Raw genomic sequence first — 21,822 nt, 5'->3', positions numbered from 1 at the left:
CCGATGCCGCGACGTAGAATCTCATCCTGATTGTCGCTAGCGTCTCACCCAGATTGACGCGCTATAGGATGTCGCTGATGGCGCGCATTCGGCCTGTGTTTCCCGATATGCCGACTCGAGGGTTGTTCCGCCTGATACGTCAGCCGATCTACATGGCTTTTGCACTGACGTTGTGGACCGTGCCGATCTGGACGCCGGACCAATTGGCGTTGGCCCTTTGCTTTACCGCCTATTGCCTACTTGCACCGCGCTTGAAAGAACGCCGCTTTGCCGCCCGATATGGTGATCGGTTTGCACGGTATCGCGCCGAGGTGCCTTATGCGCTGCCGCGCTTGCGCGGGGACCGCCCCGATGCGCAATGACCTGACGATTTACGTCCACGTCGCAGACCGCTGGTGGTCAGACGATATTCGCTGGGGTCATACATTTAAGCACCCCGTTTCCAGGCGGCTGGGATGGTTCAACCGCCAAATCGACTGCGCGGGCAAAGCATCGTTGGACGATGATGGCTAGGCGTGCGTGTTCGGCTAGAGATGAGATGATTACTGGGTTGTTCTTAGCCCCTTAAACAGAAAAACGGAGACTGGGACTTGCCATCACTGAGCTTTATCGAACTGAAAGACTTGCAGATTGACGTGCGGATCGGGACTTATGGTCCGGATGAAGTTGTGCCGGATGCGCATATTCTGGATCTGGCACTTACCATTTCGTCCCATCTTGTGATGGTTCCGCGAGACGAGATGGCACTGGTGTTTGACTATGACCCCCTAATCCGACGCATCTACACGTTGGCGCACGCTCAACACTATGAGACGCAAGAACGGCTGATGACCCGTATCGTCGAAGCCTGCGCGCAGTATCCCCAGATCGAGGCGGTGAACATCTGCCTGCGCAAGCGGCCGGTTCTGTCCGGGACCGGCACGCTTGGAGTGCGTTTGATCGTTGATGGCGAAGCGATGGCCGCGCTGCACAACGCCATAGCCTGAAGCGTGCAGTCGCTGTGAAAGCCGCCGTTTCAAGCGTTGCGAATTTCAGGGTGCAAGCCACGTCCCTGCCCAATTGTCACCGCGGTCAAACAGGGCGCGGCGATGGTTTGGTCCAAGATGCAATGCCTCGATATTTGCCACAGCGAGCCGCAATACGACGAAGGACTTCGGGTCGGCGACTTTCTCATAATCCAGTGCCTGTGCGATACGCTGGCCGGGTGCCGGGGTGGTGCCGTAAGACAATCGCGACGCTGCGGGCAAACGCGCCCAAATTGCAGTCACGTCTGGACCGGTCAAAAGCGTGACGTGAGCTTCCAGCCGCAGTTGCAGATGGGCCGAGGCGTCCCACACATGAACTGCGGCAAAAGGTGTTATGCGCACATCTCTAACCTTGGCTGACCGCAGATCCGTGTGAATATCCAGCGAGCCCGCTGCCTTGTCGGCTGCGCGTAGAACCACCGTGCGCGCCTGCGGTCTGCCATCCGGTGTAACAGTCGCCAGTGTCGGGTGCCGGGCCGGGGCATGCCGGTCGTGCACACCGCGCATCAAGCGTGTCCAGACCTCGGCATGCAATTGCGACAGATCGCAGGCCCAGGGATGGGGGTCTGCCTTCATTTGTAGACCTCCCGCCGGTCGGCAAAAGCGCGCACACGTCTGCGCCAAGCGCGGTAGCTGCCAGGCTTCAGGTTTTGTCGCATCAATGCCTTGACCTCGTCGGGCCCCAGCCCGTGCAACGTTCGGATTTCATCGAAGCTCGTATGATCGCTGAGCGCCATCTCGATGATTTCGCCAATGATCGCAGGGTCAAGGAGTTCGCTTTTCATACGATGGGAAGTGTCATTGCCCTGTGACAAGTCAAGCGTCCTCTGAAGCGCTGGTCGTTCAAGCACCACGGGACAGCAGCCTTAACCCGTACCGGACTTGCGGAAGCGGTCTATTGTATTTGGCACGTCTACCTGTATCCATCTTCGTTTCGAGTATTGACGGGTGATTTCCGATCACCTTGATTTAGCCGTCAATTCGCAAATATTTGGCCAACCTGCTCCCCCCAACCCTCCCCCGCAAGAAAACACAGATCGTACAGGCTAACCGCCGACGCCTCCCGCCCACAGGTCAACCGCTTCAGAACCTCGGGTGCCAGATAGGCCAACCGTAGTTGGCGGCTGACATGCCGCTCAGCCAGTCCTACGGCCTCGGCCAGTTCCTGAATGGTGGCGAACTCACCTGCCTCCATGCGCCGCCGCCATCCCCATGCGCGACCGATAGCCCGCAGGATATGAGGATCTTGGGTCTGGTCCTCGCTAGGGCGGTAGTCGGCAGGCGGCAGGATTTTTGGCCGACCGTTCTTCTTGCGCACCTTCAACGGGATCAGCACGCGGATCGTGTCGTCAGGCTTGGTCATTCCGCAGCCTCCATCTGGCGCGGCGTGACCATTTCACGGATCACGCCTGTGATCCCTTCGCGCCTGATGTCGACCTCAAGCCCCGCGGCGGTGACGTTAACGCGCCGAACGAGAAGCTGAATGATCCGAGCCTGCTCGGCAGGGAACAGCTGTGCCCAGAGCGCGCTGAATTCATGCAATGTCGCTATCGCATCCGCCTCGGATGCCCCAAGGCCGTCGCGTTTCAGTGCGGCTAACACCTGCGACACCACCGCTGGCGTTTGCAGGATGCGGCGAACCTCTGTCACGACCGCGTCCTCGACCATTCCTGCCGCCAGCCGCATCGGGGCGGTCTCTTCGCCGGTCTCACGGTTCCGGATCACATCCATCGACACATAGTAGCGGTAAAGCTTCGCACCTTTCTTCGTGCTGGTAGGCGTCATGGCCGCGCCGGTGTCGCTGAAGATCAAGCCTTTCAGCAGAGCAGGTGTCCGCGACCGGCTGTTGTTGGCACGTTTGCGCGGGCTTTCCTTGAGGATTGCGTGGACTTGATCCCAGAGCGCCTCGTCGATGATGGCGTCATGCTCGCCGGGATAAGCCTTGCCCTTGTGGACGGCCTCACCACGATAGACGCGATTTTTGAGCAAGCGATAGAGATAGCCTTTGTCGATCAGCGTTCCCTGCTTGTTGCGGAAGCCCTCCTTGCGCAGTTCTCGCGCCAAAACCGTGGCGGAACCCAATTCGACAAACCGCTCGAATATTCGACGGACCGATGCGGCCTCGGCCTCGTTCACCAACAGTTTGCGATCCTGCACATCGTAGCCGAGGGGTACATAGCCCCCCATCCAGATCCCGCGCTTTCGCGAGGCTGCCACCTTGTCGCGGATGCGTTCGCCGATGACCTCGCGCTCAAACTGGGCAAACGACAGCAGGATGTTCAGTGTGAGCCGCCCCATCGAGGTGGTCGTGTTGAAGGACTGCGTGACCGAGACGAAGGTGACGCCGTTGCGGTCAAACACCTCGACCAGCTTGGAAAAATCCATCAGCGAGCGGGACAGACGGTCGATCTTGTAGACCACCACGACGTCGATCAATCCGTAGTCGATGTCAGCTAGCAACTGCTTGAGCCCCGGACGTTCGAGGTTGCCGCCAGAAAACCCACCATCGTCATAGCGGTCGCGGGTTGCCACCCATCCCTCAGACTTCTGACTGGCGATATAGGCCTCGCAGGCCTCTCGCTGGGCGTCGAGGGTATTGAACTCCATGTCGAGCCCTTCTTCGGTCGACTTGCGCGTGTAGATGGCGCAGCGCAGGCGGCGGTTCGGACGGGTTTCCATCTGCATCATGCCTCCTCCCGCTTGCGCTCGCGCAGGCCAAAGAAACGATACCCGTTCCAGCGCGTTCCGGTGATGGCGCGGGCCACAGCCGAGAGTGATTTGTATTTGCGGCCCTGCCAGTCAAAGCCGTCCTTCAGCACTGTGACCGTATGCTCGGCGCCGTTCCATTCACGCAGGAGTTTCGTTCCGGCTACAGGATTGCGGGGATCGGCGATCTGATGTTTGCGGCGGGCATGGCCTTCAACCTCGTCGGCAAGCAGATCCAGCATGCGGCGGGTTTCCCGATCTGGGCCGCCGTAAGTTAGCTCCTGGATCCGATATGCGATCCGAAGTTCAAGAAATGCCCGGCTATTGTTTGGTGCCGAGGTGCCGAGGAGCTTTTCCCATTCAGCTTTGAGGTCCCTGACCGACATCGCCTTCAGGGCGGCCATATGCGACAGCACCGTTTGGTCTAGGTTTGGATCGCTTCCTGGTAATGCTGGGGTTATCTTATTGTGCTGCTTCATCAATTCCTCCTAGCGGCAAACGTTTTGCACGACGATCACCGCTTTTTCGGCGCGAGAAGTCCACGAAACTGTCTTCGTTCTCAGAAGATAAATCGCTGGACTGTTCGGCGTTCAGCCGAACCACGGCTGCAGCGAGGATGCGGCCAATTTCTTTGAGGCGCGCGTCTGCTGACATGCGCTCAAGGCATAGAGGATTGGGCCCCGAAACCGGGGTTGCAGTGATGCTGTTCATGGGAGCGTCTTTCTGGTTGTCACTCAGAATGAAGCGCGTTGGAGGCTGAAATTCAAACAAAAACAATGACCTACCGTAGTGCCGGGTAGGTCTGCGTGTTTAATGGTGTTTATGTCGGAAGCGGGTTTTGATGAGATTGAGGTGCTTCAACGGGACGGAGCCACTCATCGAGCTTGGACCAGCGACGTCGCCCAGAAACATTCTTCACCGCAATTGCTACCGCCTTGTTCTGGCCAACCAGCACCACGAGCTTTTTCCCGCGCGTGACGCCGGTGTAGATCAGGTTGCGCTGCAACATGGCGTAATGCTGGGTCATCACTGGGATGACCACGGCGGGGTATTCGGAGCCCTGGCTTTTGTGGATGGTTGCGGCATAAGCGGGCACCAGCGTGTCGAGTTCCCCAAAGACGAAGGTGACTCTCCGCTCGTCAAAATTGACCGCGACTTCACCCTCATTAAGATCGACATCTTCGATCATGCCGATGTCGCCGTTATAGACGTCTTTGTCGTAATCGTTCTCAATCTGCATCACCTTGTCGCCGGGGGCAAAGGTCCAACCAAAGCGTTCGACCTTTTTCTCTCCGGCAGGATTCAGTGCGGCCTGCAATTCTATGTTAAGGGAACGCGCGCCCACACCACCACGGTTCATAGGGCAGAGAACCTGTACATCCTTGATTGGATCGAACCCGAATTTGCGCGGGATGCGTTTGGAGACGAGTTCCACAATGCGCGGCACGGCTTGTTCCGGATCGGCGGCCGGCACGAAATAAAAATCCGTATCGTCCTTGGGTGGGGTCAGGTCAGGCAGTCGGCCGGCGTTGATTGCATGGGCGGTTGTGATGATCTTGCTCTGTGCGGCTTGCCGAAACACCTCGGTCAAGCGGACCACCGGCACAGCGACCGAGCCGATAATGTCGGCTAGGACCTGGCCGGGGCCGACGGAGGGCAGTTGGTCAATGTCGCCCACGATCAAGAGCGCTGCATGGCTCGGAACGGCTTTCATCAGCGATTGCATGAGCAACACGTCGACCATGGAGCTTTCGTCGACGACGAGCAGGTCGCACTCGAGCGGGTTTTCATCATTGCGCTTGAACCCGAAAACTTTGGGGTCGAACTCCAGTAAGCGATGGATGGTCTTGGCCTCCATTCCGGTTGCCTCGGTCATACGTTTTGCGGCACGACCTGTGGGGGCACAGAGCAGAAGTTTCACGGATTTGGCCGCAAGAATACGCAGGATCGAATTGACGATCGTGGTCTTGCCTACGCCTGGCCCGCCGGTGATTACCATAACCTTTGAGCGAAGGGCGAGCCGGATCGCCTCGGCTTGGCTGGCTGCCAGCGTGAGGCCAGTCTTTTGCTCGATCCAAGGCAGCGCTTTGTCGGCATTGATATCTGGCCAGGGTAGGCTGCCAGCGCAGATACGCTTTAGCTGCTCCGCAATGCCGCGCTCTGCCAGGTAGAGGCCGGTCAAGAAAACGCAGTCCGTGTCATCAACACAATCGGCTGTCACAGTTTCCTCAGCAAGTTCCTCGGCGAGCGCGCTTTCGATCAAAGGCGCCGGGACCTTGAGCAGTTTGCCTGCAAGGCCGACTAAGTCTGCGCGAGGGAGGCCGCAATGACCATCGCTCATCGCCTCGGTCAGCGCGAAGGAAATTCCCGCCCGGACCCGGATCATCGCGGTTTTCTCGATCCCAAGTTTCTCGGCGATCAAGTCAGCCGTTCGGAAGCCGATGCCGCGAATATCCTTGGCCAAACGATAGGGGTTTTCGCTCATGATCTGAACGGCGTCGGTGCCGTAGGTCTTGAAAATCCGTACCGCGCGCGCGGTGCCCACCCCGTGCTGATGCAAGAACACCATGATTTCACGGATGACCTTCTGGTCTGCCCAGCCGGACGTAATCTTGTCGGCGCGTTTGGGACCGATCCCTTCAACCTCGCGCAGGCGCTCCGGCTCGGCCTCGATGATGTCGAAAACATCCTTGCCGAACATTTTCACGAGCCGCTTGGCATAGACCAGGCCAATGCCGCGGATCATGCCGGAGCCAAGGTACTTCTCGATGCCGTCGAGTGTGGAGGGTGCATGGGTCTTGAGGAAGTGCGCCTTGAACTGCAAACCGTGATTGCGGTCGTTCACCCAAACGCCAGAGGCGGTGACCCACTCACCGGCAGAAATCATTGCCGCATGCCCAACAGTCGTGACGAGGTCACGATGGCCACGCGCCTTGACGCGCAGAACGCAGAACCCGCTCTCCGTACTGTGGAAGGTTACGCGTTCCACCAGGCCAGCAAGGACCTCAGTCGTGCCCGCACCATCGTTCACTCAACAGCCTTGATTGACGATGTCCGATTCCGGGCCGTATTGGCCATTGCTTGGTCGAATTCTGAGCGAGGAAGATTGACCAATGCGAACCGCTTCTTCTGCCAGGGGCGGTCTTCATCCAGTGCCTCTATCACGAGTTCCACGTTTTGTTCATTGACGAAGATTTCAACCGTGAGCTCGGCATCCTCGAAATCAACTTCATGTCGTCGCCCATTGTTTCCGCGAATGATGACATGGGACATGATCATACCTCCCGAGCGAACCAGCGAATCCGTCCTATGATATTAATCTCATCAGCGGTGCGTTCATACTCAGGGTAATGCTTGTTGTCGGAGATAACGCGCACTGCCGGCGGGTCGCTGTTTGGGACGTGTTGTAGGCGCTTGGCAACGAGCCCCATGCCGTCATCGAGCACAAAGATGCCTGGGGGACTGGGAGCGCGCCTTGTCATGTCGACGAGAACTGTGTCGCCATCGAATAGTGTCGGCTCCATGCTGTCGCCTTCGACGGTCATTATGCGCAACTGGGACGGCGAGGCTTTCAGCCCCTGTTTGATCCAGGACCTGCGGAAGTGGTAGGCGCGCCCTGGGGCCTCGTGCTCATCTAAGACCACAGCGCCTCCGCCCATGGACGGCCGGACGCCGGCATGTGCGATGGCGACGAAACTGTCGTCAGGGTTTTCGATGAAAGGGGACGCTCCTTCCACGCTTCCAATTCCGTGTATGAGCCAGTCCAGCTCTACCTTCAGCACCCGGGAGACTTCTGCGAGACGGTCCAGCCCTGGGCGCGTCGAGCGCCCGCGCAGGATGTCATAGACGAACGACCGGTTCACACCGGCCATTTCAGCAACATGCGCAGGGCTGAGCCCGAGTTGGTTTGCGCGAGCCTGCAGGCGATCCGCAAGCGTGTGGTGTTCGGTCATGTTATCCCCAGAAGGATGTGGATTAGATAGGATAAGATTGGATTGATCCAACTTCGTCAAGGGGGTAGAACAAATTTAGAACATTTGGCGAGGGGAATCGGAGGAAAAATGGAAATTGAAAAAGCATATTTTGCGCTCTCCGAGATCCTTGAACGCTGGTCGATTGCTGAGGATGACCTGATCTATCTCGCAGAAAACGATGAGGTGCGGCTCTCCATACGTGTGTTTGGGCTGCCGCTGGAGTTTGGTGATTTCGAAGAGGACCCGGACGGGCGACCATTCCGTATCCCGACGGATCGCTTGTCATTCAGCGGTGTAGTGGATCTGCACGCGCGTGATGTCTTTCAACTGTTTCGATGCGGAGAGGCGCACATAGGCGAGTTCCGCTCCGTCCAGTCCGACTATGCGTCACTCTGGGGCTCTGTCGATCCCCTATACGTTGTAATCGGCGACCTTTTGATGCGACGCGATGAGCGCGATCGCTATGAAATCATGAAAGGATTCTCGACGGGTGGCCGCCTGGAGGAGCCGACATTCATCGTATCGCGCGACTATTCCGAGGTGCGCTGCAATGGCCACCGGTTTCAGCTTGGTCCAATTCAGGCCGCCGTCGTTCGTTCCTTACATCGAGCGGCTCAAGCCGGGCAGCCTTGGCAGAATGGAAAGAACATTCTGTCTGAAGCGCGCTCGCGAAGCCTGCGGATGTCGGATGTCTTCAAGTCGAAGGATAACTGGCGTGAGTTGATTCGCTCTGATCGTCGAGGCAACTACAGGCTCAACATCGAATGATCCCATCTTCGGTCCCTCGCGGTGGGGGATCGGAAGGGGACATGCTGGGGGATAGAGGAGGATGGCCATCCCCCTCTTTGCGTTTCGGGCGTTGTATTTAAGGGATCCACCATCCCCTTCTGCATCCCCCATCGATCCTGACGACATCCCACAGATCAATTTTGCATCTTGGCTCCAAGAACTGAACTGGAGACCACGATGCACGATAAGATTTGCTTCACGCAAAAGGAGCTCGCCCGACGTTGGACGTTGTCTCATCGCACACTCGAGAGGTGGCGTTGGGAGGGCAAGGGACCTGCCTTCATGAAAATCGGGGGGCGCGTCGTCTATCGGCTGGAAGACATCCTTAATCATGAGAAAGAGCAACTGCAGCTGAATAACTGCATCCGCACCCCGAGGGTGTCGTGATGTCTGTGGCTGTTTCAGAAATCACGCTGATTGCGTGGGTTGATGTTGCCGAGCCCGGCGCGCGCCTTGTCTATCACCGAGGATTTCTCGTGGTCGACACGACGCCCAATGTCTCGACGCTCGGCAAACCCGCGCTTGAGGATCTGCGTGCAACAGCAAACGCAGCTTACCGGCTTTCTGAGCTCGGCCGCATCCACCTTGTCCAGGAACGCCTTGGTCCGGACCGTTTCGCCTACCTCGCCATCGCCCGCCCGCACAAGGGCGCCGTTCCCTCCGCATCAGTGAAGCAGCTGGCGGCAGCTGCCTGACCCATCCTCGAAAAGGAGCCCTCATGACTTATCCCGAAAACACCCCGAGCGTGGATGACATGCTGAATATGCCCACTGGTGAGCTGGCGCAGATGCCGGTCGAGTTGCTGGACGCCCTTCAAGGCGAGCTTGATCACGCGAGCAAACAATTGAAGGCCGCGACTGCTCGGTTCAGCGTTGCCCTTGAGGCTCGCTACGCGACCCGCGCCGCGGAGGCGCGTCGGGCTTGCGGCAAGGACACCGGCACGGTTCGCCTGGCCGATGGCGATTACACCGTGGTGGCCGATCTGCCCAAACGCGTCGACTGGGATCAGGAGAGGCTGGCACAGATTGCCCGGAACATCGCCGATAGCGGCGAGGACCCGGCCGAGTTTATCGATACCAAGCTGACCGTCTCGGAGCGCAAGTACGGTGCGCTGCCCGAGGCCTGGCGCAAAGGCTTCGAGCCGGCGCGAACCGTCGGCTCTGGCAAGGCCAGCTTCAAGCTCGAGCCGGCCAAAGCCCCCTGAATGCGGCGGCGGGGACGCCCTGACCGAAAGGCAGGGCAGGCTCCCCTTCGGCGCCCGGTCATCCCCCGCCGCCGTTGATTTTTCACACAACTGAAGGAGCGCGCCATGGCATTGCGCATCATCACCGCCGACGAACGATTGTCGGCATCTGAAAACAAAACTTCGCTGGCGGTATTCGGCCCGCCGGGCGTGGGGAAAACCACGCTGATCAAGACGCTGCCCGCGGATAAGGCGGTGTGCTTCGATCTCGAGGCTGGCATGAAATCCGTTCAGGACTGGCGCGGGCCCAGCATCCCGATCCGCAGCTTTCCAGATTTCCGGGATCTTGTGATCCTTATTGGCGGCCCGGATCCAGCACAGCACCCAGGCAGTTATTATGGTCCGGAATACCACGCCCATGTGCAGCGCGAATATGCCGAAAGCGGGCTGGAAGCCTTTCTCAAAGACCGCTCGATCATTTTCGTCGACAGCATCACCGATCTGACACGTCAGGCGATGGCCTATGCCAAACAGCAGCCGGAGGCGTTTTCGGACCGCACGGGCAAGCCGGATGTGCGCGGTGCTTACGGGCTTTTGGGCCGCGAGGTCATTCAGGCGCTCAAACACCTGCAGCATGCGCGTGGCAAGACGGTCATCTTCGTTGGCGTCCTGGAAAAGGTCACCGATGAGTACGGGGCGTCGTCCTGGGTGCCGCAAATGGAAGGGACCAAAGCGGGCCGTGAATTGCCCGGCATCGTCGATCAGGTCCTCTCCATGCAGCTTTTTGGCAAGGATGTCGACGGCGACTGGACGCTCGATGACACATCTACCGACCGCCGCCTTGTGTGCAAGTCCGGCAATCCTTGGGGCCTACCCGCGAAGGACCGCTCCGGCCGCCTCGACATGACCGAGCCACCGGACCTCGCCGCGCTGCTGGCCAAGATCGACGGCCGCTCGGCATCGACCCCTCCCACTTCATCCCCAGTCTGAACAGAAAAGGACATATCCCATGAGTTTTGATTTGAACGACGCGGGCCCACAAATGGCCCCGATGGGCGAGCTGATCCCCGATGGCACCTTTGCCAAGGTGATGATGAAACTCCGCCCCGGTGGCGCAAATGGCGCCAGTGAAATGGATGCGGGGCTCTTGAAGGCCTCGCCGCACAGCGATGCGAAGATGCTCGACTGCGAATTCACCGTGACCGAGGGCCCCTATGCCCGGCGCAAGTTCTGGCAGAACTTCACCGTTGCGGGCGGTAAGCTTGATGAAAAGGGCCAATCGAAGGGCTGGAACATCTCGAAAAGCGCCTTCCGGGCGATGATCGACAGTGCCCTTGGCCTCAAACCTGATGATTTGAGCGAGGCCGCCCGCGCCAAACGTGTGATCGGAGGGCTCAAGCAGCTTGATGGCATCACATTTGCCGCGCGGATCATGGTCGAGGCCCCGGACAACCCGAACTACCGCGACAGCAACAAGATCGCGAATGTGGTGCTGCCCAATGAGCTGACCTACGCCGCGATCATGCGCGGAGAAACCGTCTCGCCCGAGCCGGTCAATGCGCCGCCGCGCAAATCACCAGCGGCGGTGCCGGCAGCCTGGAACGCACAAGCCCCAGCCCAGACGGGCTGGTCCAACGCGCCACATCAGGCCCCGGCCGCGCAAGCACAGCCTGGCGCGCCCACATCGGCAGCAACGCCTGGGGGCGCTCCTGCCTGGTTGAACAGCTGAGCCCATGACCCCGGATGAATGGCAGGCGCATGTCACGCGCGAAGCGGCAAAGGAGATCGGCAAATGGCTCGAGGCCCGCGGAAGATTGGACCGGCCCATCGCAAGCCTGCGGCTCACGGATCTCGACGCCATGGCCTCGGTGGCAATCAGCCGCTTCATCGTTCTGGCATCCCACAAGATACGGGAAGCCCCGGGGACACATCAGGACCTCGAAAACCTGCTGATGGGGTGAGCGGCGTTTCAGAAACCCTCCGGGGGAGGGTTTCAGCCGCAAACGGGCGGAGCCCAAGCGCCTGCGCGGTTTGCGGCCGAGAAGCTCGGGGCTTCGGCTTCTGCCTGCGCCTCCAGTGGTCGCAGTTCCCGTTCTATAAATTCTGTTCGCGCCGGTGTCAGGACATCGGCGCGGACCTCGCCAAGAGGAGTTACGGAATGATTGATAAAACGGCCCGCGAGGCACAGGCCATCCGCGATGCGCGCAAGGATTTTGCGGAAGCATTGACGGCGCTTGGTCTGATGGCCCCGTTTTTTGACCGCACCGCAGCCGAGATCGATCAGCTGATTGAAGCGGCGGTTACCGGCTACATCGACAGCATGCAGACCCAAGGCGCGCAGCCGGAACGCGATGGCCGCCTGCCTGAAGACCCTATTCCATTTTGAGGTATTCCCCATGATTGATCTGAACCATGGGTCTGGCGCGCAATACACGACCTTGCGCCCCACGCCCGACATCACCACAGCTCTTTGCGATGCGATTGACATCGGCCTTGGCGCCCGCCATCGCAGCGAGCGTCCGCGTCGCTACGTCAGCTCTTCTGGTCTTGGTCGCGCCTGCCTGCGGCAGATTCAGTACGATTATCTGGCCGTGCCCAAAGACGAAGGTCAGGATTTCGCGCCCAAAACCCTGCGCATTTTTGAGGCGGGCCATCGCGGCGAGGATATGGTGGCCAGCTGGATGCGGCTTGCGGGGTTTGACCTGCGCACCGAGCGCGACGATGGACGGCAGTTCGGCTTCACGGCTCTGGGCGGACGGTTCAAAGGCCATATTGATGGCTATATCGTCAGTGGCCCGGTCGAGATGTCCTATCCCGCACTTTGGGAAACCAAGGCGCTCGGGGCCTCGAGTTGGAAGGACACTGTCAAACGCGGGGTTATCGTTTCAAAGCCTGTCTATGCGGCGCAGATCGCGCTCTACCAGGCCTATCTGGAGCTGCCCAACCCGGCGCTCTTCACCGCGTTCAATCGCGACACGATGGAAATCTATGCGGAACTGGTGCCGTTCGATGCAGCACTTGCCCAGCATATGAGCGATCGCGCTGTCGCAGTGGTGCGGGCGTCGGACGCACAGGAATTATTGCCGCGCGAGGCGGCTGAGCCGGCCTCAGTGGTCTGCAAAGGGGGCATGGCCGCAGGCCATTGGCATCCACCCTGTGCCTGGGAGCAGCGTTGCTGGAGGGCGAAGTCATGATCCCCTATGGCTATGAGTTCAAACGGTTGGCACCGCAACTGCGCCTAAAATCCACCTACGGCTTCTTCTTGGAGGGGCTTGAGGCAGCGCCAGTTTATTATTTCTCTGATCAGGCTGCATTTGACAGTGATGATCTTGAGGCCCTCGGTCGGGTGATTATGGCTGAGGATTTGAAGCTGCCACACCCTGAGGTCATCTTCGAGGTAAAGGATCGCCACCCAGAGCGTGAGTCCTTGCTGGTGTATGTGCGTCAGTTTGAGGACCGTGTCGAAGCCGCGCTGTTTTCTCGCTGGAAAAAACGCCTGCGCTGGACCGATTGTCTCGCACACGCCGTTTTTGCCAAGCCTGGTTGGGCAGATGTCTCGGTACACCCTGGGATCAAACAGGATCAGGCCAAAATGTATATGGAAGCCGTTTCAGGTATGGTGTGGCGGTCGTTAAGCATCTTGGCCTTCGCGAGCGATGACAAGCCGCGCAAGGTAATGTCAGCGCTGCGCCGCCCGTACGCCAAGGCAGGCGTGCGTGGGTGGACCTGGCACCAAGTTACCATCGATGTCGCGCGTGCTCGGGCCAAAGCCCAGGACCTCGGCGGCACCCATGCCAGCCCGCGATGGCATATCCGCCGTGGTCACTGGCGCCAACTCGCAGACGGTCGTCGTGTTTTTGTACGCCAATGCCAGGTTGGCGATCCCGCGCAGGGAGGCGTGGTCAAGGATTACATCGTAAAGGGATCAGCCGCATGACCAGTTTCACACCCTCCAACTGCCAGGCGGCCGCCATCCGCGCGATCAAGACCTGGTTTGAAACCCGAACCCATGAGCAGCAAGTGTTCCGACTTTTTGGCTACGCGGGAAGCGGAAAATCCACAGTTCTGAAATTTGCACTCGACGAACTGGGACTGTCGCCACACCGGAGCGCCCGCGAAGGCAGCTGCGTGCCGGGCGTCGTCACCGCGACCTTCACTGGCAAGGCCGCGCTGGTCTTGAGCCGAAAAGGCACGCCCGCGCGCACCATTCACAGCCTGATTTACTCTGTGTCAGAGGCCACGGAGGAGGAAATCGCAGCGGCAGCGCAGAAAGTGCGCGAGGCAGAAATCAGCGTCAGATCCTTGTCCGGGTTCGATCGGACTGCGGCGGAAGCTGGAATTGAGGCCGTGCGCCAGGCTCTATCCGCGATGAAAAAGCCCCGCTTTGCATTGAATGCGCAAAGCGATGCCGCCGACGCCAGGCTGATCGTGCTCGACGAGGTGTCCATGGTGGGCGATGAAATGGCGCGGGATTTGATGAGTTTCAAGAAACCCATCCTTGTGCTGGGTGATCCCGGTCAGCTCCCACCCATCAAGGGAGACGGGGCGTTCACCAACGTCGCTCCGGATGTGATGTTGACCGAGATCCACCGTCAGGCATCCGAGAGCGCCATCATCCGTTTGGCCACCATGGCGCGTGAGGGCCAGCCGATTGGCTTTGGCAGCTATGACGAGCATGTCGCCAAGATGCACAAGGCCGATATCACGCCCGATCAGGCGCTGCGCGGCGGGCAGCTGATTTGTGGCATGAACGCGACGCGGCTGCAGTTGAATAATGCCATGCGCGGAGCGGCCGGTCTGGCCGGTGGCGTCCTGCCCTCAGGAGCCGCCGAGAAGATCGTCTGCCTGAAGAACCAGAATGACCTCGGGTTGATCAATGGCATGTTCCTGACGCTTGAAGACATTGTGGACGAAGGCAGCATATTTTTATCTGCCGTGGTGACCGACGAGGATGGTCGTCGTGTTGGGGCCTCGGACCCTAAGGGGAAACCGGGGCGTTTGCGCATCTATAAGGGACATTTCGAGGATCATGTCGCATTTGATCGCACGCGCCATGATCGGGATTGGAAAGAGAAAAAGCATTTGATCGAGGCGACGTTTGGCTGGGCGATCACCGCGCACAAGGCGCAAGGCTCGCAGTGGGAAAATGTGATCGTCTGGGACGATGGGCTTGGTCGCAGCGAGATTGACCGTCGCCGATGGCTTTACACCGCAATCACCCGTGCGGAGCGCGGTCTCGTGCTCCTTGCATGAGGTATGGCCCGTGATCGATCTCAACGATGTATTCGCCCCCGGCGCCCGACATGATCTGACCGCCATCAAGGCGCGGCTCGCTGCCACGGCCCGCGATTGGCTGCCGCCGCTGTTTCCAGAGGCACAGCTGAGCCATGATAAACGCGCCATGCGGTGCGCCGATCTTTCCGGGCACCGTTCTCGCGGTGAGGGCTCGTGCGTGATCCATCTCGACGGGCCCTATGCAGGCTGGGGCTTTGACTTTGCGACGGGCGAACGTGCGGGGCCGATCGACATGATTTACCACGCCACGGGCATGAGCGAAGGGCGCCTTTTTGATGAAGCGGCCCGGCTGGCCCGCCTGGAGCGTGACCTGCCAACACGACCAGCAGCGCCAGTACGCCCCGACCACAGCTTGGAAATACGCCGCATTGTGGACGGGTGCGTGCCCTTGGCAGGCAGCCTGGCTGATACGTATCTGCAGTCGCGTGGGCTGAGGAGTCCAGGATCGCCGGACCTCCTGTTTCACCCTGACCTCACGGATTACGAAAGTTGCCGTGGATGGGTCGGCATGGTCGCGATCCCGCGCTTGGCAAATGGTGATCCAGTCGGCGGCATCCATCGCACCTTCCTGCTGGACGATGGCAGCGGCAAGGCACCTGCAGGCAAGAAGATGCTGGGCACGATCGCGGAGGCGGCGGTGCGGCTCTTTCCGTTGCCTGAAGATGGCCATCTGGGTGTGGCAGAGGGCATCGAGACGGCGCTCGCGGCACAGGCAGTCTTCGGGACACCCGTGTGGGCGGCCTTGTCGGCTGACGGCATGGCACGTTTCAAATGGCCTGAGGGCACACGTCGCGTTACGATCTTTGCTGATGCGGGCGAGGCGGGGCGTCAGGCGGCCGCCACATTGTCAGATCGGCTGAACATGGCGGACATCCCAAACGAGGTGATTGCCCCGCTCCATGGCGACGATTTCAACGACGATCTGCTGCGGGGAGCCGTAAAGACGGATTACGGCAGTCCGACGGTCACGTCCGAGCGTCCGCTCGGCGCTGATGATACTTCAGCGAGCACGCCTCCTGCAGAGCTGAAACGTGCCGCCGACGCGCTGGCCACCGCAACCGAGGCGCTCACCAATCCGCCCGATCTCGCCGAGATGGGCACCCTCATGGGGCGCATCGTCAAGGCGCGGCTTGAGCCCATGGAGGAACGTCATGTGCTGTCGCTGATCAAGGCGCGCACTGGGATTGCGATGTCGATCCTCGACAAACAGCTTGGCGTCCTGCGCCGTCGTTTGAACAGTACCGGCTGCCTTATGAAGCCTGCTACCCGCCCGGCTTGGGCGAACCGGTTGCGCCTTGATCTTTCCGGGACGCCGGAGCGCAACGAGGCCAATGTCATCATAGCTCTGAGTTCCGATCCGGCCTTTGCAGGAACCATCGCCTTTGATGAATTCCGTCAGGAGGTTGTCGTGTTGCAGCCAGTGCCTTGGGATGAGCAGGACATGGATTATCCGCGGCCCTGGGAGGACAGCGATGACATCCGGCTGGCCGAATGGCTTCAGCATCGCGAAGTGAATGTCGCGCCCCTCGTCGTGGGCCGCTCGGTCGGTGCAGTTGCCCGCGCGCACCGCATTCATCCTGTGCGCGCCTATCTCGATTTATTGCATTGGGACGGCACGCCCCGTATCGAGACGTGGGCCAGCCACTACCTGGGCGCCGAGCCCACGGAATTGACCCATGCCATGGGCAGCCTTTGGCTGATATCGGCGATTGCGCGCATCTATCGGCCGGGCGTGAAGGCGGATCACATGCTGATCCTCGAGGGCGAGCAAGGTGCGCGCAAATCGACCGCACTCAAAATACTGGCAGGTAAGGACTGGTTTACCGACGAGTTGCCAGACCTCGGATCGAAGGACGCGGCCATTCACATGCAGGGGGTCTGGATCGTCGAAATTGCCGAACTCGACGCTATTGGTCGCGCCGAGGTCTCGCGCATCAAGGCGTTTCTGACCCGCACTACAGACCGGTTTCGGCCGCCCTATGGCCGCCACACGGTCGAGATCAAACGCCAATGCGTCTTTGCCGGAACGGTGAACCCGGACACTTATCTGCGCGACGAGACCGGCAACCGCCGCTTCTGGCCGATCCGTTGCGGCGAGATCGATATCGAGGCGCTCCGCCGGGATCGCGATCAACTCTGGGCCGAAGCCGTGGCGCGGTTCAAGGACGGTGCAATCTGGTGGCTGGAGGAAAAAGCGCTCATCAAGGCTGCGAAAGAGGAGCAGGACAAACGGTACCAGTCCGATGCCTGGGACGGCTTGATCGATCGGTGGCTGACGCATGAAACACGTCGTGTGAACAAGGGTTATGCCGGATTTGAAGATTGGCAGGATGAAGAGTTTGAGCGACTTGAGCCGCTCAGAGACGTATCCGTTGGTGAGGTTCTCGCGGAAGCAATCGGAATTGAACCGGCGCGGTGGACGAAGCCGGATCAAATGCGCGTTGGTTCCTGGCTCACGTCCCGAAACTGGGAGCGGTATCAACGCCGGACAGGCGAGGCACGAGAATGGCGATATCGCAAACGTCCAAAATGATGGCTTCGCGCCGGAACATCGGTGACGCATAGCGAACAAGTGGGGCATCCGAGAGGGTGCCCCTTGGCTTTTGGGGCGTCACCACCGAGCGTTTGTCACCATCTCGCCTTGAAGATGGTGACAGAAATAACCCTTTGAAAACAATGATGTCACCATTGTCACCACTGGAGCGTCCAACTTCCTTCCTTATACATATACATGTGTATTTCGGGGTAACCTTCTGCCGTTTCGTACATACAAAGCCATTTAGTGGTGACAGGTGGTGACAATGGTGACAGCGTTGGTTTCATTGACATAATTTTGTCACCACTCAATTGGGGCAGTGGTGACAGGTGGTGACGAGGAACTGACCGCCTGACGCGAGGAAAATTCTTGCTCGGCAAGGTCCGGGCCAGTATTTTGGAGGAGACCAAAGCCGAAGGCCCATTCGAATTCGTGAGCCTTCACCATGAACACACAAGAACTGATCCCGACGGAAACGCTGTCCGAGACCTTCGGCAGCGCCAAAACGATTTTGGCCCTCGACCTCGGCACGACAACCGGCTGGGCCCTGCGAGGCTTTAATGGGCTGATCACTAGCGGCACCGTCAGTTTTAAGCCGGGCCGCTACGATGGCGGTGGCATGCGCTACCTCCGTTTCACCAACTGGCTGTCCGAGATCGACAGGCTATCCGGGCCGATCGAGGCGATTTACTTTGAAGAGGTGCGCCGCCACGCCGGGACCGACGCAAGCCACGTTTATGGCGGTCTGATGGCGGTTCTGACCAGCTGGGCCGAGCTTCGTGGCGTGCCGTACCAGGGTGTGCCAGTGGGCACAATCAAGCGCCATGCCACCGGTAAAGGCAACGCTCCCAAACAGGCCATGATCGACGCCGCCCGAAATCGCGGTTTCAGCCCCACAGACGACAACGAGGCAGACGCCATCGCGATCTTGCTCTGGGCACTGGAAACGCAGGGAGGGCTGGGCTGATGGGCATGCGGTTCACGCCGAGAGGCTACGGCGGTCATCGCCGTGACCCGGAACAGGTCAAGCGAGACGGCTGGCATGCGCAGGGTGTGCTAGCGGTCAGCGTTGATGATCATCGGCTGACATGGCCGGAACGCGAACTGGTGCGTCAGTTGGGCGAAAAACTCTATGGCAACCCACCTACTATAGGGGAGGTGCGTTATGGCAAATGACTGGACCCGCGCCATGGTTGCAGACCGGCTGGAACTTGCCGCTGAGGTTATGAAATCCCTGCCACCTGTGCGCCCTCAGGGGTATGTGTGCGCGTGGCCTGAATACGTTTCCACCTTCGCCGATCAGGTGGGCCAGGAGCCGCGGATGAAAAAGCCGTTGCCATCACCACGGATGATCACCGAAGCCGATGAGTCGCTGTTGTGGCTGCGGTGGCTTGACAAGGACATTGGCCATATCCTCTGGGCGCGTGCTAACCGCAACCCATGGAAGCGGATCACCTGGCACCATGGGATCAGCCGGTCTGCTGCCAACCGGCGGTACGAGTACGGGCTCGCCGTGATCGTTTGGAAGCTCAACGGCAGAACCGTCCCGCGCAAGCGGTCAATGGAGTTTGTGATTGAGCATACAGTATGATGCTGAGCGCCGTGCTGGGCTGGTGCGGCGCCTGACCTTGCATCCAGCACTCAAATTACGTATATACCAATGTATTCACGAGGAGGCCTGCAATGTTTGAAACCCGCATTCGCAAAGTCGGCAACTCGGCCGTTGTTACGCTGTCGGCCGAGATGCTGGCGGCCCTTGATGCCCGCGAAGGGGACACGGTTTACCTGGTGCGCGGCGATGATGGCAGCTTGAAAATCACGCTGCAGAATCCCGAACTAGCCGCAGCGCTTGCTGCCGCGCAAATCGTCATGGACGAAAATCGCGACATGCTGCAGGCGCTTGCGTGAGTGAGCCGGTGTGGGTGCCGCTGCAGGCGGTTCTGATCATCCATGATCGCCAAATTGCGCGCCACGGCGGTGCGCCGGGCATGCGCGACATCCAGCTACTCGAGGCGGCAGTGGAACGTCCCCGCAACAAGGCGGCCTATGGAGAGCCGAGCCTTGAGGAAATTGCCGCGGCTTATGCGTTCGGGATTGCTAAGGCGCATGCCTTTGTTGATGGCAATAAGCGGACAGCCTTTGTGACTTCCGCCACGTTTCTGCGTCTGAATGGTTTTGGCTTACGTCCGGATCCGCTCGACGGCGTAAGGGTGATGGAGGATTTAGCCTCTGGCGTGATTTCCGAAGAAACCTTTGCAGTCTGGCTCTCAAAGTTAATGATCCCTGTCGCATTTTGAGCCTGGCCGCCCTGTCAACCCCTTTTGGGTCTGCGGGACATTTTTCAGCGGGACATCGGAAGGCGAGACAGATGCCGAGCGAGAGACTATAACAAGAATAAGATGACCGTCGTGTGGCTGGGAGAGCCGTGTCGGTTTGAACGGGTTTCTGGGAGCGTAAGTGGTGACCAGTTTGTAGAAAAAACTATCTCTGGTCGATTTTGTGAGACATGTAACCCATTGAAATTAAACGGGTCCCTCCTGTTCGTGATTGTATTCGGGGGGGCGAGGTGCAACGCTTTCCCAGTGACACCGGCAAAAACACCCGTTTCGTTTCGCTTTGATGCCAAACCCAATAAAATAAAGGCCTGACGGCCTCGAAACCTACGCCTGAAACGAAATGGGGATTCGACCCCATTTCGTTTCGCAGGCTTTTCAAGGACATCACCATGGACGTCGTCGACCTGCCGCTCGAGCTGATCATTCCGTATGCGCGCAACCCGCGGAACAACGCGGACGCTGTTGCGACAGTTGCGGCCTCGATCCAGGAGTTTGGCTGGCGCCAGCCCATCGTCGTGGACGAGGCGATGGTGGTTCTTGCTGGGCACACGCGGCTGGAAGCGGCGCGCAAGCTCGGCTTCAAGACCGCGCCGGTGCATATCGCCAAGGGGCTTACCGCGTCCCAGGCGCGCGCCTTCCGGATCATGGACAACCGCTCCAGTGAGAATGCGGAATGGGACAAGGACCTCTTGAACCTCGAACTGGCGGATCTGCTCGAGGCGGATTTTGACCTCGGGCTGACTGGCTTCACAGACGAGGAATTGAACGCGCTGATGTCCAGCCTTGAGGACGGCACGGGTCCACAGGGGGGCGAAGACGATGTTCCGGAAACCCCTGAGGACCCGATAAGCCGCCCCGGCGATCTTTGGGTCCTTGGCAGTCACCGGCTGCTCTGCGGCGACAGCACGGTCGCCACGGATGTGGAGAGAGTGCTGAACGGCGTAAAGCCGCTATTGCTTGTCAGCGATCCACCGTACGGTGTGGAATACGATCCCAGTTGGCGCAACCAGGCGGGCGCGGCCAAGACAAAACGCACTGGCAAGGTGCTGAATGACGACCGCGCCGACTGGCGCGAGGCTTGGGCGCTCTTCCCCGGCGACGTCGCCTATGTCTGGCACGGCGCGTTGCATGCAGCCACAGTCGCCGAAAGCCTCGAGGTCGCGGGTTTCACCATCCGATCACAGATCATCTGGGCAAAAGAGCGCCTCGTGCTGAGCCGAGGCGATTATCACTGGCAGCATGAGCCGTGTCAGCCTGCTGGGACGCTGGTCCAGAAAGTCATTGAGCGTGGTGCTGGTTCCCAACCCGCTTTGATAGGCGAAGTCCCGATCGAAACTCTGCAGGTCGGCGATTTAGTTGTATCTTATAATCCATATGAAAGCGTCGTGCGTCGGCGTGGCCGACAGATTACGCGGTTTGGTGAGCGTCAGTTCGACGGCTTCATGCATGCAATTTCTGCGGCAGGCCGCGTTACGAGAGCTACTCCCGAGCATCGCTTTTCTGTGCGCTTGAACCCCGACGCGTCAGACAAGCAGGTCGTCTATCTGATGCGACGTGGTGACTGGTGGCGCGTCGGCCGCGTTGGTCTGTTCAACTCGCGTGGATTTGGTCTTGCGACTCGACTGGCCGACAACATGGGCGAGGAAGCTTGGATTGTGTCCGTGCACGAGTCCGTTGTTGAAGCTCAATGCGCTGAACAGGTTCTCTCTTGCAAATACGGTATCCCGACGACGCATTGGGAGGTTGATGCTTGGACGAAGAATCCTGACCGAGTGCGATCACAGGAAATGATCGCTGGTATTTATGCCAGCCTAAGCCTGAGCGCGCTCAATGCACGTGCGACCCAACTTCTTCGTGATCATCGGCTTGAGAGGGATTATCCATTCATTGCGAGCGGAGAAAAACTCAACTTTGGGACTATCCTGAATTTTGTGCGCTGACGTGGTAACTGCTCACAGAGGAGACCCACGTATGAGCA

27 protein-coding genes and 2 pseudogenes are annotated in these 21,822 nt (G+C 59.4%); 20 read left to right on the top strand and 9 right to left on the bottom strand.

Annotated elements, in window-relative coordinates; genetic code table 11:
• Positions 1-68: 68 nt before the first annotated feature.
• Both C6W91_RS19140 and C6W91_RS19135 read left to right on the top strand, forming a co-directional pair.
• Positions 69-362, top strand: a pseudogene (locus C6W91_RS19140) (isoprenylcysteine carboxylmethyltransferase family protein); the annotation flags it as partial.
• Positions 363-590: 228 nt separating this feature from the next.
• Positions 591-986 (top strand): dihydroneopterin aldolase, encoded by a 396-nt coding sequence (locus tag C6W91_RS19135; RefSeq protein ID WP_370571392.1) that lies wholly within the window; start codon positions 591-593, stop codon positions 984-986.
• A 45-nt stretch (positions 987-1,031) separates the two neighbouring features.
• On the opposite strand, the gene C6W91_RS19130 is transcribed toward C6W91_RS19135, so the two are convergent.
• From C6W91_RS19130 to C6W91_RS19090, 9 genes are all read right to left on the bottom strand, one after another.
• Positions 1,032-1,601 (bottom strand): pyridoxamine 5'-phosphate oxidase family protein, encoded by a 570-nt coding sequence (locus C6W91_RS19130; RefSeq protein WP_370571391.1) that lies wholly within the window; start codon positions 1,599-1,601, stop codon positions 1,032-1,034.
• Complete coding sequence (locus C6W91_RS19125) at positions 1,598-1,810, bottom strand: DUF2805 domain-containing protein (protein WP_370571395.1); 213 nt, start codon at positions 1,808-1,810, stop codon at positions 1,598-1,600. The genes C6W91_RS19130 and C6W91_RS19125 overlap by 4 nt, the downstream gene beginning before the upstream one ends.
• Positions 1,811-2,001: 191 nt before the next feature.
• Positions 2,002-2,388 (bottom strand): hypothetical protein, encoded by a 387-nt coding sequence (locus tag C6W91_RS19120; protein ID WP_370571390.1) that lies wholly within the window; start codon positions 2,386-2,388, stop codon positions 2,002-2,004.
• Complete coding sequence (locus tag C6W91_RS19115) at positions 2,385-3,710, bottom strand: recombinase family protein (RefSeq protein WP_370571389.1); 1,326 nt, start codon at positions 3,708-3,710, stop codon at positions 2,385-2,387. Before C6W91_RS19115 ends, C6W91_RS19120 begins: the two co-directional genes overlap by 4 nt.
• Positions 3,710-4,135, bottom strand: a complete 426-nt coding sequence (locus C6W91_RS19110) for a DUF2924 domain-containing protein (protein WP_370571394.1) — start codon at positions 4,133-4,135, stop codon at positions 3,710-3,712. Before C6W91_RS19110 ends, C6W91_RS19115 begins: the two co-directional genes overlap by 1 nt.
• A 58-nt stretch (positions 4,136-4,193) precedes the next feature.
• Complete coding sequence (locus tag C6W91_RS19105; RefSeq protein WP_370571388.1) at positions 4,194-4,442, bottom strand: hypothetical protein; 249 nt, start codon at positions 4,440-4,442, stop codon at positions 4,194-4,196.
• Between the two features lie 109 nt (positions 4,443-4,551).
• Entirely contained in the window at positions 4,552-6,762 is a 2,211-nt protein-coding gene (locus tag C6W91_RS19100; protein ID WP_370571387.1) for an ATP-dependent RecD-like DNA helicase, read from the bottom strand.
• Positions 6,759-7,004: a hypothetical protein gene (locus C6W91_RS19095; protein ID WP_370571386.1), complete on the bottom strand. Its 246-nt coding sequence runs from the start codon at positions 7,002-7,004 to the stop codon at positions 6,759-6,761. Before C6W91_RS19095 ends, C6W91_RS19100 begins: the two co-directional genes overlap by 4 nt.
• A 2-nt stretch (positions 7,005-7,006) precedes the next feature.
• Positions 7,007-7,684, bottom strand: a complete 678-nt coding sequence (locus C6W91_RS19090; RefSeq protein ID WP_370571385.1) for an XRE family transcriptional regulator — start codon at positions 7,682-7,684, stop codon at positions 7,007-7,009.
• Positions 7,685-7,792: 108 nt separating this feature from the next.
• Here C6W91_RS19090 and C6W91_RS19085 point away from each other — a divergent pair, with 108 nt between their 5' ends.
• The 18 genes and pseudogenes from C6W91_RS19085 to C6W91_RS19000 all read left to right on the top strand — a co-directional run.
• Entirely contained in the window at positions 7,793-8,473 is a 681-nt protein-coding gene (locus tag C6W91_RS19085; protein WP_370571384.1) for a hypothetical protein, read from the top strand.
• A 198-nt stretch (positions 8,474-8,671) separates the two neighbouring features.
• Complete coding sequence (locus C6W91_RS19080) at positions 8,672-8,881, top strand: helix-turn-helix transcriptional regulator (RefSeq protein ID WP_370571383.1); 210 nt, start codon at positions 8,672-8,674, stop codon at positions 8,879-8,881.
• Positions 8,881-9,189, top strand: a complete 309-nt coding sequence (locus C6W91_RS19075; RefSeq protein WP_370571382.1) for a hypothetical protein — start codon at positions 8,881-8,883, stop codon at positions 9,187-9,189. Before C6W91_RS19080 ends, C6W91_RS19075 begins: the two co-directional genes overlap by 1 nt.
• Before the next feature lie 23 nt (positions 9,190-9,212).
• Entirely contained in the window at positions 9,213-9,698 is a 486-nt protein-coding gene (locus tag C6W91_RS19070; RefSeq protein WP_370571381.1) for a hypothetical protein, read from the top strand.
• A gap of 105 nt (positions 9,699-9,803) precedes the next feature.
• Positions 9,804-10,667 carry an ATP-binding protein gene (locus C6W91_RS19065; protein WP_370571380.1) on the top strand — a complete coding sequence of 288 codons (864 nt, stop codon included), beginning with the start codon at positions 9,804-9,806 and terminating at the stop codon, positions 10,665-10,667.
• A gap of 19 nt (positions 10,668-10,686) precedes the next feature.
• Positions 10,687-11,406, top strand: a complete 720-nt coding sequence (locus C6W91_RS19060) for a hypothetical protein (protein WP_370571379.1) — start codon at positions 10,687-10,689, stop codon at positions 11,404-11,406.
• 4 nt (positions 11,407-11,410) lie between these two features.
• Entirely contained in the window at positions 11,411-11,638 is a 228-nt protein-coding gene (locus C6W91_RS19055; protein ID WP_370571378.1) for a hypothetical protein, read from the top strand.
• Between the two features lie 197 nt (positions 11,639-11,835).
• Complete coding sequence (locus C6W91_RS19050; protein ID WP_206027185.1) at positions 11,836-12,063, top strand: DUF6511 domain-containing protein; 228 nt, start codon at positions 11,836-11,838, stop codon at positions 12,061-12,063.
• Positions 12,064-12,073: 10 nt separating this feature from the next.
• Complete coding sequence (locus C6W91_RS19045; protein ID WP_370571377.1) at positions 12,074-12,871, top strand: hypothetical protein; 798 nt, start codon at positions 12,074-12,076, stop codon at positions 12,869-12,871.
• The gene (locus C6W91_RS19040) at positions 12,868-13,614 is read left to right on the top strand and encodes a hypothetical protein (RefSeq protein WP_370571376.1); all 747 of its coding nucleotides are present in this window, start codon (positions 12,868-12,870) and stop codon (positions 13,612-13,614) included. The genes C6W91_RS19045 and C6W91_RS19040 overlap by 4 nt, the downstream gene beginning before the upstream one ends.
• Positions 13,611-14,930, top strand: coding sequence for an ATP-dependent RecD-like DNA helicase (locus C6W91_RS19035; RefSeq protein WP_370571375.1), 1,320 nt, complete (start codon positions 13,611-13,613; stop codon positions 14,928-14,930). Before C6W91_RS19040 ends, C6W91_RS19035 begins: the two co-directional genes overlap by 4 nt.
• A 10-nt stretch (positions 14,931-14,940) precedes the next feature.
• Positions 14,941-17,505, top strand: a complete 2,565-nt coding sequence (locus tag C6W91_RS19030; RefSeq protein WP_370571374.1) for a VapE domain-containing protein — start codon at positions 14,941-14,943, stop codon at positions 17,503-17,505.
• Positions 17,506-17,953: 448 nt separating this feature from the next.
• Positions 17,954-18,475: a crossover junction endodeoxyribonuclease RuvC gene (locus C6W91_RS19025; RefSeq protein WP_370571373.1), complete on the top strand. Its 522-nt coding sequence runs from the start codon at positions 17,954-17,956 to the stop codon at positions 18,473-18,475.
• Positions 18,476-18,480: 5 nt separating this feature from the next.
• On the top strand, positions 18,481-18,684 hold the full coding sequence (locus C6W91_RS19020) for a hypothetical protein (RefSeq protein WP_370571393.1): 204 nt from the start codon (positions 18,481-18,483) through the stop codon (positions 18,682-18,684).
• On the top strand, positions 18,674-19,099 hold the full coding sequence (locus C6W91_RS19015) for a DUF6362 family protein (protein WP_370571372.1): 426 nt from the start codon (positions 18,674-18,676) through the stop codon (positions 19,097-19,099). The genes C6W91_RS19020 and C6W91_RS19015 overlap by 11 nt, the downstream gene beginning before the upstream one ends.
• Positions 19,100-19,191: 92 nt before the next feature.
• On the top strand, positions 19,192-19,416 hold the full coding sequence (locus C6W91_RS19010; protein WP_093321644.1) for an AbrB/MazE/SpoVT family DNA-binding domain-containing protein: 225 nt from the start codon (positions 19,192-19,194) through the stop codon (positions 19,414-19,416).
• Entirely contained in the window at positions 19,413-19,805 is a 393-nt protein-coding gene (locus C6W91_RS19005) for a type II toxin-antitoxin system death-on-curing family toxin (protein ID WP_370571371.1), read from the top strand. Before C6W91_RS19010 ends, C6W91_RS19005 begins: the two co-directional genes overlap by 4 nt.
• Positions 19,806-20,233: 428 nt before the next feature.
• Positions 20,234-21,094 (top strand): annotated as a pseudogene (locus tag C6W91_RS19000) (ParB N-terminal domain-containing protein); the annotation flags it as partial.
• Positions 21,095-21,822: the final 728 nt, after the last annotated feature.

It is taken from the genome of Phaeobacter sp. SYSU ZJ3003, from assembly GCF_041300735.1.
Lineage (GTDB): Bacteria > Pseudomonadota > Alphaproteobacteria > Rhodobacterales > Rhodobacteraceae > Phycobacter > Phycobacter gallaeciensis_A.
The sequence above is the reverse complement of the archived record's forward strand: the minus strand, read 5'-3'. Positions and strand labels throughout refer to the sequence as shown.

Coding starts and splice junctions, on each gene's coding strand:
- C6W91_RS19130 (WP_370571391.1), bottom strand. CDS start 1,601: ATGAAGGCAGACCCCCATCCCTGGGCCTGCGATCTGTCGCAATTGCAT.
- C6W91_RS19125 (WP_370571395.1), bottom strand. CDS start 1,810: ATGAAAAGCGAACTCCTTGACCCTGCGATCATTGGCGAAATCATCGAG.
- C6W91_RS19120 (WP_370571390.1), bottom strand. CDS start 2,388: ATGACCAAGCCTGACGACACGATCCGCGTGCTGATCCCGTTGAAGGTG.
- C6W91_RS19115 (WP_370571389.1), bottom strand. CDS start 3,710: ATGCAGATGGAAACCCGTCCGAACCGCCGCCTGCGCTGCGCCATCTAC.
- C6W91_RS19110 (WP_370571394.1), bottom strand. CDS start 4,135: ATGGCCGCCCTGAAGGCGATGTCGGTCAGGGACCTCAAAGCTGAATGG.
- C6W91_RS19105 (WP_370571388.1), bottom strand. CDS start 4,442: ATGAACAGCATCACTGCAACCCCGGTTTCGGGGCCCAATCCTCTATGC.
- C6W91_RS19095 (WP_370571386.1), bottom strand. CDS start 7,004: ATGTCCCATGTCATCATTCGCGGAAACAATGGGCGACGACATGAAGTT.
- C6W91_RS19090 (WP_370571385.1), bottom strand. CDS start 7,684: ATGACCGAACACCACACGCTTGCGGATCGCCTGCAGGCTCGCGCAAAC.
- C6W91_RS19085 (WP_370571384.1), top strand. CDS start 7,793: ATGGAAATTGAAAAAGCATATTTTGCGCTCTCCGAGATCCTTGAACGC.
- C6W91_RS19080 (WP_370571383.1), top strand. CDS start 8,672: ATGCACGATAAGATTTGCTTCACGCAAAAGGAGCTCGCCCGACGTTGG.
- C6W91_RS19075 (WP_370571382.1), top strand. CDS start 8,881: ATGTCTGTGGCTGTTTCAGAAATCACGCTGATTGCGTGGGTTGATGTT.
- C6W91_RS19070 (WP_370571381.1), top strand. CDS start 9,213: ATGACTTATCCCGAAAACACCCCGAGCGTGGATGACATGCTGAATATG.
- C6W91_RS19065 (WP_370571380.1), top strand. CDS start 9,804: ATGGCATTGCGCATCATCACCGCCGACGAACGATTGTCGGCATCTGAA.
- C6W91_RS19060 (WP_370571379.1), top strand. CDS start 10,687: ATGAGTTTTGATTTGAACGACGCGGGCCCACAAATGGCCCCGATGGGC.
- C6W91_RS19055 (WP_370571378.1), top strand. CDS start 11,411: ATGACCCCGGATGAATGGCAGGCGCATGTCACGCGCGAAGCGGCAAAG.
- C6W91_RS19050 (WP_206027185.1), top strand. CDS start 11,836: ATGATTGATAAAACGGCCCGCGAGGCACAGGCCATCCGCGATGCGCGC.
- C6W91_RS19045 (WP_370571377.1), top strand. CDS start 12,074: ATGATTGATCTGAACCATGGGTCTGGCGCGCAATACACGACCTTGCGC.
- C6W91_RS19040 (WP_370571376.1), top strand. CDS start 12,868: ATGATCCCCTATGGCTATGAGTTCAAACGGTTGGCACCGCAACTGCGC.
- C6W91_RS19035 (WP_370571375.1), top strand. CDS start 13,611: ATGACCAGTTTCACACCCTCCAACTGCCAGGCGGCCGCCATCCGCGCG.
- C6W91_RS19025 (WP_370571373.1), top strand. CDS start 17,954: ATGAACACACAAGAACTGATCCCGACGGAAACGCTGTCCGAGACCTTC.
- C6W91_RS19020 (WP_370571393.1), top strand. CDS start 18,481: ATGCGGTTCACGCCGAGAGGCTACGGCGGTCATCGCCGTGACCCGGAA.
- C6W91_RS19015 (WP_370571372.1), top strand. CDS start 18,674: ATGGCAAATGACTGGACCCGCGCCATGGTTGCAGACCGGCTGGAACTT.
- C6W91_RS19010 (WP_093321644.1), top strand. CDS start 19,192: ATGTTTGAAACCCGCATTCGCAAAGTCGGCAACTCGGCCGTTGTTACG.